The organism is Bacillus sp. JJ864 (assembly GCF_036963045.1).
Taxonomy (GTDB): domain Bacteria; phylum Bacillota; class Bacilli; order Bacillales; family Bacillaceae_G; genus Bacillus_A; species Bacillus_A pseudomycoides_C.
This window is the reverse complement of the sequence record NZ_JBALLY010000198.1, coordinates 2,940-12,987: the sequence shown is the minus strand read 5'-3', so window position 1 is coordinate 12,987 and position 10,048 is coordinate 2,940. Positions and strand designations below refer to the sequence as shown.

Here is a 10,048-nt window from a genome sequence, read left to right as displayed (position 1 = left end):
TTTTGTAAATATGTTAATTTTCAAAAAAAAAAAAAAAAACAGCGAGGAGACAATCCTCGCTACTTTCCCTATCCTTGACGCTGTCCTGCATTTTGAGCATTGCGTGCTTTCTTTGAGGACGTATGATCTTGCGTTTGATTACCTTTATGCTTCGCTGAACCTAATGCTTTTGTTTTTCCCATTTCATTTCACACCTTTTTTAATTGTTACTTTTATAGGATGTGTATTAGATTCGTTACTATACAACCGTTTTATTGGTAATGTGAATTTGTTCTTTCCGCTGCATTTTCATATATGAAATCCCAATACACGTTGCACCAATTAATAATAGGCTCAATGCATAAAACGGAACCATAACACCGATAAACGGCATATACGTTGCAAATAAAAACCAAAATAATTGCTTTCTTTTCTTCATAAAATGAACGCCTTCAAAAATTTGTTTTGCAAATGGTTGCTTTCCTAGTTTTGTTCTCTGTTTTGTGTATGGAATAAACGATAGCAGTAAAAATGCACCAACATACGCTAACATATTAATAAATAAAATCCATTTGACAGCAACAATTGTAATCATAAAGCTAGCAACGGCACCAGCGATAACTTGTGTCAATTGTCCCTGTATTTCCATCGTTCCACTAAGTGATTTATAATGCTCTGGTGCAAACACTTCTTGGTTGAATGCGAAAATGTTCGGATAAAATACTAAATAATAAAATGAACCTGCTATATACAGCACAATGTAATGGATTGTTTCATAGGAGTGACCTGTAAACCCCAAACATACCATAATAAAGGCAGCGATTGCTCCGATGGCTTCATTCACTAAGAGTAACGTTTTACGAGAAAAGCGATCAATACAATGTCCGATAAACGGTGTACACAAAAACATAACAAGTGTAGACATAATCGAAATATAACCGAATGTTGTATTGCCACCAGGCGCCGTTACAAGCAGCCACGAAATCGTAATCATCGTAATCCCAGAGCCAATCGCTGATAGGCTATTGGCTCCTAGAATATAGTACAACCGAGAATCACGGTAAAGAGATGACATATTAATCAGCTCCTAACTGTTTTTTCAGTTCTGGAAAAATGCTCATGTATCCTCTCAATTCTTTTACCAAATCCGCAATTAGCGGTTTCGCATCTTCCCCTAATTCTCCGTTCTGTACATGAAGACTATCAATAACAACTTGTTTCGGAATCACATTTGCATATACTCCTCTTGCCACGAGTCGCATACTATTTAAGGCATTTATACCACCTTTTCCTCCGCCTGCAACTGCAAGAAGCCCAACTGGCTTGTGCATAAACTCGCTGCTTCCAAGAAAATCAAATGCATTTTTCAACGCACCGCTCATCGCATTATGATATTCCGGCGTGCATAGTACAACACCATCTGCTTCTTTAACAAGTTTCTTTAATTTTGCTACTGCTTGTAATTCATATTGAGAATTTTCTCCGTTATATAACGGGAGTGCCTCAACAGCCAAATCATATAATTCTCCGTTATAAGTTTGTGCAATATGCTTTGCAATGACGCGAGTTTTACCGAATTTACGTGGTGTACCATTCATGACAACTAGTTTCATGAATATTTCTCTCCCTTGTTTGAATTTCTATATTTATCTTATCAGAAAATTCCCTCTTATAAACCGTAAGAAAGACGGAAATCGTTTGAGAAAATAGTATGAATAAACAAAACAGAAACTCATACTTTCGTATGAGTTTCTGTCATTACTCTTCCTATACAACATCATGTTTTACCGCATACAAGGCTGCTTGTGTTCGATCATCTACATGTAATTTAGCAAGGACATTTGAAACATGTGTTTTCACAGTTTGTTCTGTAATATGTAGCTCTACTGCAATTTCTTTATTACTTCTTCCTTTGGCAATTTCTCGTAACACTTCTTTTTCACGCTTCGTTAACATAGATAAATGATCTTGCTTTATCTCAGCAGTTACTTGGCGTCCTAATAAAGCAGGCGTTACTTTCGGATGGAAATTCGCAGTTCCTTGATAAACTGCAATAATGGAAGCTACAAGTTGATCCGGCTGTACTTCTTTTAATTGATATCCATCTGCACCTGCTTCGAGTGCTGGAAGAACATAATCTTGTTCTGAAAAACTGCTCAACATAAGTACCTTAATAGATGAATCATATTGTTTTATACGCTTCGTTGCTTCGATTCCGTCCATTTTCGGCATCGATACATCCATTAATACAACATCAGGTCGTTCTATTTTAATAAATTGAAACGCTTCTTCTCCATCTCCCACCTCGCCAATAATATCAAATTCTTCTTTTGTTTTTAAAAAGAAAACAAGTCCTCTTCGGACAATATGATGATCTTCTACAAGCAGTAATTTAATTTCCAATACATGTCTCCCCTTTAGACTGGTAACAGAATCTCAATCTTCGTTCCTTCACCTAGTTTCGTTTGAATATGAAACTTTCCTTTCAACAACTCAATACGTTCCTTCATATTTTTTAAACCAAGTGCAGAATCTCGTACTTCTTCTTTTATAAATCCTACTCCGTTATCCTCAATTTGAAACTTCAACATATTTTTTTCTATTTTTAAATGTACAAATACGTTTTCGCACGAAGCATGTTTTTTACAATTATGAAGTGCTTCTTGACTAACACGCCAAAGCATTTCTTCTATTTCATCATCTATCGAAATTACCCCATCAATTCGCATAATTACATGAATACCAAGGAGCTCCCCATAATTTCGAATCGCTTCAGCAAGCCCTTTTTCTAAACCTTCCGGCCGTAACTGCCAAATTAACAATGTCATCTCTTGCAACGCCTCTTGTGATAGCTCTCCTATATACGTTAACATCTCCTTTAATTCTGGATTTTTCGTCATATCCATTGTTCCTCTAGCTGTTAACATTATTGAAAAGAGAAGTTGCTTAACAGAATCATGTAAATCACGTGCTAGTCGATTTCTTTCGGCAACGACTACATATTTCCGTTCCTTCTCAACTAACCTAATCCGTTGAATCGTTGTCCCAATTTGAAAAGTAATCGCTTCTAATAAAGCTAATTCTTCTTCTGTAAAGTGCGTTTTATGAGGAGAAGCAACATTTAATAATCCAAACTTTTCTTCTCCTGCCTGAAGTGGGATCGTCGCATGATGCGTAATACTCTCTGTTTCTCCCCATTCATATTCAATGGCATCTTCTATTCGCTTGCATTCAATAATATTTGTTGCTTTTTGCAAACGTCCTGCAACAAATCGATTAATACACCAACAATCGCCTTCGCACATTGGTTTCTTTTCTTCCCATGTAAGAGCTGGTGGTAAATTTGTATCAACAAGCATTTGATGTGTTCCTTTTTCATCAATAAAAAAAATCCATCCTGTTTGTAAATGCATGACTTGCAATAGCGTATGAAGGACTTTTTCTAACATTTGCTGCAAATCCGTTGCTTCATTTAATAACTCCGCAATTTCTTTTAACGCTTGCAATCGATGCATTTGTCTTTCATTTTCATTCATGTTTATCACCATTTCCCATTATAACATTATGAAATTTCTAAAAACTACAAATATAACAAAACTCATATAACCTTTTCTTTTAAATCGTATTCTCCCCCTTTTCCATAAGAAAGGAATTTGAAAAAGGTATAAAGAAAATATACAGTGAGAAGTTCTATAAGAAAAAAATTTTTACATAAAAATAAAAAAGAAAGGTGATAAAAAATTGAGTATATTGAACAAATTGATTGAACAAGCTAAAAATCCACAAGGTTTTGTTGGCTCATCAATGTTATGTATCATGAATGTAGCTCATACTAGTATGACGAAATGGGCTTTAAGCAAAGTTAATATTAGTAAGCACGCAATAATGCTTGATATAGGTTGCGGCGGTGGAAAAACAATACATACTCTCTCGAAAATGAATTCAAACGGAAAAATATATGGTATTGATTATTCCGATCAAGCAGTAGAAAACTCTATCAAAATGAATAAAAAAGATGTGGATTCAGGAAAAGCACTTATAAAACGAGCCAGCGTATCGGATATGCCTTTTTCAAATCACTTTTTTGATATGATTACTGCTTTTCAAACACATTATTTTTGGCCAAATTTAGAGAATGATGTAAAAGAAGTATTTAGAGTATTAAAACCAAATGGCTCCTTTCTCATTGTTGCAGAGCTCTATAAAATACATTATCATATGACAAAATTCAAAACAAAAACGGATTTAGAAAAATTACTAAAAGCAACTGGATATAACAATGTAACATTTCATGAATATAGGGGATCAATTTCTATAGTTGCAAGAAAATAGCGAAACCACCAGAATTTCTGGCGTTTTTTTCTTCTTACTTTACTGCAGCTTGTAGACAAGACTTTACATGCTGCAGTGCAAACTCATGCCCTTGTTCATTAAATGATGCAACTGCTTTTTCGTATACTACAATGCGAAATCCTTTATTATAAGCATCGATTGCCGTATGTAACACACAAATGTCCGTACAAACTCCAACAAGATGCACTTCTTGTATTCCTCTTTCTCGAAGTTTAATTTCTAAATCTGTTCCAGCAAAGGCGCTGTACCTTGTTTTATCCATATAATAAACATTTTCATCATCTTTGTGTACATTGTATATAGTTTGTAATTCACCGTATAACTCTCTTCCCTTTGTTCCCGCTATATTATGAGGTGGATATAATTGTCTCTCTGGATGATAAAAGTCATTTTCTACATGTTTATCAACAGCAAATACAACATAATCTCCATTTTCAATACACTGCTTCGTTATTTCTACAATGTTCTTTTCTATAACTTGCCCAGGTTTACCGCATGTCAAAGCCCCATCTTCTGCGACGAAATCATATGTATAATCAATATTTATAAGTGCTCGTTTCATCTTTTCTCTTCCTTTCGTTTCACAGTAAACAATAGAAAACGTGTTATAACGACGTTTTCTTACATATTCGACATGTATAATGAAAATCCCTATAAAAGAAAAAGAAACCTGCTTATAAAGCAGATTTCCTCTTACTGTGCTGGTTTATTTTCAAGCTGCGCCTGGACAAAGTTGATTACTTTTCCGTTTGGATCATTATTTTCATACTGAATTGCTGTTACGGTATGGATACCTGGTTGTAGTGTCTCTTCTTTTAACGCGATTGTCGTTTGCGCTAATTTATTTACTTGATGCTTGTCTTCAAATTGTTTATCGATGTATACAAATATTTCTTTATCCTCTTGGAAATTTGCAACTTCAATTTCTACTTGTTGAATAAGCGTATCTTTTTTTATAAATACGACAGGTACATTCCCATTTTCCGATGTACCATCTGGTGTAACAACTTTGACTTTTCCTTCACCAACTGAAGTTACCCCTTCTGGGAATGAATATTTTATTTCTTGCTGTCCATTAACAGCTCGTTCCTGTTGTTTTTCTTCCTTAACGTTCTTTTCTTCTGTTACTCCACAACCTACTAACAACATAACAGATAATCCAGTGATTATGAATTTTTTCAAAATCCATTCCCCCTGTATCTCAATGTATAATTTATTATACAAGAATAATTCTTAAATATATACACATTTTACTTTCAAAAACAAATTCTCTCATTACACCATTAACTGTACCACACTTATTCCCTGTTTATCACCATTATTTCTTCAAGAAATTTTTAGTAAATTTATTTTTACTATTCATTTCCATAAAAAATAATCTTAGTCCTTATAACTAAGATTATTTCAACCATCCTCTCCTTACTCATGGAGAGTTCACTTTATTGAATAAACTTTGTAATTTCCGCTACTGCTTTTCGAGCTAGTTTCTTCGGTTGCTCTTTCGGATGCCCTAATGAAATAACCATATTGATTTGTTTATCCAATCCAATTTGTAAGTAGTCTCTTAGCTCGTTTTGCGCTAATAAAACTGGTCCTGTCATCGGGCATGTACCTAGGCCCCTGGCATGGGCTGCAAGCATTAAGTTTTGCGAGGCTAAGCAACTACTTTTAATACCTTCTTCTTCCCAAACAGACTCTGGAACAAACTCAATCGGATCAAAAATCTTTTCCCGAAATTTCGATTGATATGGCGTTGCTAAGCAAATGATTAAAACTGGTGCATCTGAAAATGCTGTTGCATATGGTCCGAAAGAGCGAGTCAATAATCTCCCTGCTTTTTCCTCTCCTTTTTGCGTAGCTTCTTCAGCTCGCGTATGTAGCGCATTCCATGTCATTTCTTCTATATCTTTAATTTTATCACGGTTCATAATCACGACAAATTCCCATGTTTGTGAATTTGTATCACTTGGTGCATATCTCGCACAATCAATAATTTCTTCAATATCTTCCACAGAAACATCTTGGTCAGTAAATTTCCGAACACTGCGACGGCCGTGAATAATATCTTTAAATGCTTGATAATCCATACGATTCAAAATCCCCTTTTATAACGTTTTCAAAATCTCTACCTGACTGATTATATCATAATAATGAAAAAAGCCGGAGATGTTCCAGCCTTTTTCATATTTACTCGTTTGTAGCATCTAATAAACATTAGTTCTATTTTACATTAACATTATACACACTCGCCTTATACGCCGCTTGCAATTTTCTTATAACTCGTTGTTCTCCTGTTTGATACCAATCCTCCCCAATTTGTGTCACTGGTACAATTTCAATTGGTGTTGCTGTAAAGAAGCATTCATCTGCTTCATATACCTCATGAAGAGAAAATTGACGTTCTTCTACAGGGATATGCAATTGCTTTGCTAAAGAAATGACATGATGACGTGTAATTCCATACAAAATAAATTGGTTCGCAGGATGTGTAATCAAAGCTCCATTTTTGACAATAAAGAAATTAGAATGACACCCTTCCGTTACAATGCCATTACGAACTAAAATCGCTTCGTAATAACCTTCTTTCGCAATTTTATTTTTAATCATGATATTCGGAAGTAAATTAAGAGATTTTATATGACAAAAATGCCAGCGTATATCATCGGCAACTGTTGCTTTAATTCCGTTTTCTATTAAAGTATCGGGCCTTGGAAATGGTACGATATTTGCATAGTATGTAGGTTGAAGATTGGATTCAAACAAGTGGTTTCTAGATTGAACACCTCTTGAAATTTGAATATATACATTTCCATCCTCTTCAAATTGATTTTTCTCAATCAATTGCTGCAACTGAGAAATAAGTTCTTCTTTTGTAAAGGGCGGTTCTAATTCAATTGCTTTCATAGATTGGAAAAAACGATCTAAATGGAGATCTAATACATGAGGCTTCCCATCATATAAACGAAATACTTCATATACTCCATCTCCAAACTGTAATCCTCGCTCATCTAATGAAATCATTGGTTCTTTCTCTCTCGTATTTATAATACTTCCATTAAATAAAATCCAATCTTTATAAGCACTGTGCATTGTTACTCGCCTCCTCTTCATATATATTTCCATTGTACAACCTAATTTGTTTAAAAAGAAACAACATTCTAACTTTTTAGAAACGAAAAACATTTTCTCCATTTACTAGCGAATCTGCTTTTTTTACATATAAGATACTGTTATGCATGGCCAAACGTTCTCATCTACATAAAAAGAAAGGCGTTTTTTCAATTTGTGTTTATATAAAATATAAAAAACATCATACAAATTCAAAATTACCGGATTTTCTAATTTATCTACAGTGAATTTTGTTTTATAATAATATCGTTATGTTAAAATATTCAAAAGGAGAACACATGTGCATATCCAAAATCTATTTATTCAAACAAACTATGACTGTTTCACTTATGGACAATTAGAATCAGAAGCGTCTAAGCTTCCAGCAAATATGCAGCAATTCTATATACATGCGATTACAACATTAAAGAGAGAATTGGCACCTAACGAATGCTTCTATTATTTATCGACAGGCGCATTTCGTCATACAGCAATTGGCTTTTTATTCTTTACGGATAGACAAATTATTATGGGGGAACAACAAGGTTTAAGCGTGAAATGCCATACCATACACTACCGTGATTTTACAAGTTGCACCGCTCGTACTGGTCATATTTTAGGGATAAAAACAAATGTAATTTATCTTGAAGAACCTCTTTCTCCTTCAGTAAAAGAAGAGTGTGTTACCCATATTCCAGACGAACAATTTCAAATCATATATAAATTTGTACAAGATAAAATTACAATGAATTAAATTATTCCCACATACTAATAACCAATGTTATTAGTAATTAAATTTTTCAAAAAGACTTGCTCATATTGGATATAAAAGCATAAAATATTAGACGCAAACTATTGATGCTCATTGTTTTTCATCTCCTAAAAGGAGGAAATAACTTGGGGTTATTGGAAGGGTATAATAATTTCAGTGGAGCATTTTCTCCCCTAATAGTTCGTTCAATTCATTTTTATAGCCAGCGGTGGAAGAAAAAAGTTCACAAAAAACAACATCTTTTATTGCGAACAAATAAAAGAAGACGGTATTATATGAAGAAAATGCCATAATAAAAAGTCTCAAGTCAAAAACTTTCTACTCAAAAACACCTAGGATTTCTTGTAAATTACAAGAAACCCTAGGTGTTTTTATATACGAGGGGAATAAATCCGCTGTAGCGCTCACCCTATTTTATTCATAGAATTACAATGATAAACAAAAACCATCTTATGAAAGACGGTTTCCGTCATCTCGATTCAACCAATTTAAAATCAAAATATAACTTTGATAGTGGACATACCTCATACAAAAAAGACCACATAAGATTACCATTCCGATGCAGCTATATAGCAAACCAAATTTCAAGAAAATTTCAATGGTTGGTGGAAAAAGAGTCACTTTTTGCAAAATATATAGCATTAGAAACAATATTAAAAATAGTGGAAAATACTGCAATTCATATGGTGTACGTCTGTTGCTTAATATTTTTCTTATAAGAAATTGAAAGATCTCTGCAAACAAAAAACAACTAAGAACTACAATAAGCGCTAGTGTCATCCCCATACACCTACCACCTTATTTTAGGATATATTGATAAAACAACACGTCTTGCCATTCATTAAACTTATAGCCAACTTCTTGAAAGCATCCTACATATGTAAATCCCATCTGTTCATGTAGTTTCACACTTATATCATTTCCCTTTGTAATCCCAGCAATAATAGCGTGGTGCTCTGCCTCTTCTGCCAATTGAAGTATGCGTCCTATCAATTTCTTTGCTATCCCTTTCCCACGTGCATGTTGATCCACATATACTGAAATTTCTACCGTTTGCTTATATGCTTCTTTCTCGCGAAATGGTGATAAAGAACAATACCCAAGTATGCTACCCTCTTCTTCTGCAACAACGACTGGATACATTTCATTATGCGCATCAAGCCACACATTCATTTCCGCTAATGTCTTTTCCTGTAAATCAAATGTAGCGGTTGTATGTATAACTGCATCATTATATATGTGTACAATACTTCTTACATCTTCTCTATCTGCATTGCGAATTTCCATTGCTCCGTCTCCCCTACTACAATTTCTTTATATAAACATCATTATTTTTTTGAAAACCGAGTTGTCCAAAAAACGATTCTATTCTTTCGTTTTTATCCATACATATTAATTGAATCTCCATCATGTGTTCACTTTTTACTATTTCTTCAAACGTATAATAAGCATTTGTTCCATACCCGTATCCTTCATAATCATGATGAATAAGAAGATACGATAATAGTACTTTCTCGTGTTGCACAGTGTAGTCAATGATACCAATATATGTATCATCTGCTTTTATACAATACGCTACATCTCTAACTGGTAAATCATAAGAAGAAAACATTTCTTCTACTACTAACTTTGTTTCGTCTGTTACTTTTTCAAACGTTAACATATGTATGTCACTCCTTATTATTATTGTATCGGGCAGGACAAGTATTTATGAAAAAAACCTTAAGATAGTCATACTATCTTAAGGTTTTCTCTTTATCCCGCTATTAACGGGCAGTAATACTCCCACCTCAAAATTCAGCGGAAGCAAAGAAGTAAGGTGGGAGATAAACTGCC

At 34.0% G+C, this 10,048-nt stretch carries 12 protein-coding genes and 1 pseudogene; 2 read left to right on the top strand and 11 right to left on the bottom strand.

All coding sequences use genetic code 11. The features are described from left to right. Positions 1–289: 289 nt before the first annotated feature. The 4 genes and pseudogenes from V7024_RS22575 to V7024_RS22560 form a co-directional block, all read right to left on the bottom strand. Positions 290–1,054 (bottom strand): annotated as a pseudogene (locus tag V7024_RS22575) (MFS transporter); the annotation flags it as partial. Between the two features lies 1 nt (position 1,055). Next, positions 1,056–1,592 carry an NADPH-dependent FMN reductase gene (locus V7024_RS22570; RefSeq protein WP_335524156.1) on the bottom strand — a complete coding sequence of 179 codons (537 nt, stop codon included), beginning with the start codon at positions 1,590–1,592 and terminating at the stop codon, positions 1,056–1,058. A gap of 154 nt (positions 1,593–1,746) precedes the next feature. Continuing rightward, the gene (locus V7024_RS22565) at positions 1,747–2,382 is read right to left on the bottom strand and encodes a response regulator transcription factor (RefSeq protein ID WP_335524154.1); all 636 of its coding nucleotides are present in this window, start codon (positions 2,380–2,382) and stop codon (positions 1,747–1,749) included. Positions 2,383–2,396: 14 nt separating this feature from the next. Beyond that, entirely contained in the window at positions 2,397–3,515 is a 1,119-nt protein-coding gene (locus V7024_RS22560) for a GAF domain-containing sensor histidine kinase (protein ID WP_335524152.1), read from the bottom strand. A 205-nt stretch (positions 3,516–3,720) separates the two neighbouring features. Between V7024_RS22560 and V7024_RS22555 the strand changes: the two genes are divergently transcribed. Further along, positions 3,721–4,311: a class I SAM-dependent methyltransferase gene (locus V7024_RS22555; protein ID WP_335524150.1), complete on the top strand. Its 591-nt coding sequence runs from the start codon at positions 3,721–3,723 to the stop codon at positions 4,309–4,311. Between the two features lie 34 nt (positions 4,312–4,345). On the opposite strand, the gene V7024_RS22550 is transcribed toward V7024_RS22555, so the two are convergent. The 4 genes from V7024_RS22550 to dat form a co-directional block, all read right to left on the bottom strand. Further along, complete coding sequence (locus V7024_RS22550; protein WP_335524148.1) at positions 4,346–4,894, bottom strand: cysteine hydrolase family protein; 549 nt, start codon at positions 4,892–4,894, stop codon at positions 4,346–4,348. A 131-nt stretch (positions 4,895–5,025) separates the two neighbouring features. After that, positions 5,026–5,514 carry a hypothetical protein gene (locus tag V7024_RS22545; protein WP_335524146.1) on the bottom strand — a complete coding sequence of 163 codons (489 nt, stop codon included), beginning with the start codon at positions 5,512–5,514 and terminating at the stop codon, positions 5,026–5,028. A gap of 257 nt (positions 5,515–5,771) precedes the next feature. After that, the gene (locus V7024_RS22540; protein ID WP_335524144.1) at positions 5,772–6,419 is read right to left on the bottom strand and encodes a nitroreductase family protein; all 648 of its coding nucleotides are present in this window, start codon (positions 6,417–6,419) and stop codon (positions 5,772–5,774) included. Between the two features lie 133 nt (positions 6,420–6,552). Further along, positions 6,553–7,422 carry a D-amino-acid transaminase gene (gene dat / locus V7024_RS22535; protein ID WP_335524142.1) on the bottom strand — a complete coding sequence of 290 codons (870 nt, stop codon included), beginning with the start codon at positions 7,420–7,422 and terminating at the stop codon, positions 6,553–6,555. A 319-nt stretch (positions 7,423–7,741) separates the two neighbouring features. Between dat and V7024_RS22530 the strand changes: the two genes are divergently transcribed. Further along, on the top strand, positions 7,742–8,194 hold the full coding sequence (locus tag V7024_RS22530) for a hypothetical protein (RefSeq protein WP_335524140.1): 453 nt from the start codon (positions 7,742–7,744) through the stop codon (positions 8,192–8,194). 468 nt (positions 8,195–8,662) lie between these two features. On the opposite strand, the gene V7024_RS22525 is transcribed toward V7024_RS22530, so the two are convergent. From V7024_RS22525 to V7024_RS22515, 3 genes are read right to left on the bottom strand one after another with little or no spacing between them, the layout of a single operon-like run. Continuing rightward, positions 8,663–8,992 (bottom strand): hypothetical protein, encoded by a 330-nt coding sequence (locus tag V7024_RS22525; protein WP_335524161.1) that lies wholly within the window; start codon positions 8,990–8,992, stop codon positions 8,663–8,665. 18 nt (positions 8,993–9,010) lie between these two features. Continuing rightward, positions 9,011–9,499, bottom strand: a complete 489-nt coding sequence (locus V7024_RS22520; RefSeq protein ID WP_335524137.1) for a GNAT family N-acetyltransferase — start codon at positions 9,497–9,499, stop codon at positions 9,011–9,013. A 16-nt stretch (positions 9,500–9,515) separates the two neighbouring features. Further along, positions 9,516–9,875 carry a GNAT family N-acetyltransferase gene (locus V7024_RS22515; RefSeq protein ID WP_098918277.1) on the bottom strand — a complete coding sequence of 120 codons (360 nt, stop codon included), beginning with the start codon at positions 9,873–9,875 and terminating at the stop codon, positions 9,516–9,518. Positions 9,876–10,048 lie beyond the last annotated feature (173 nt).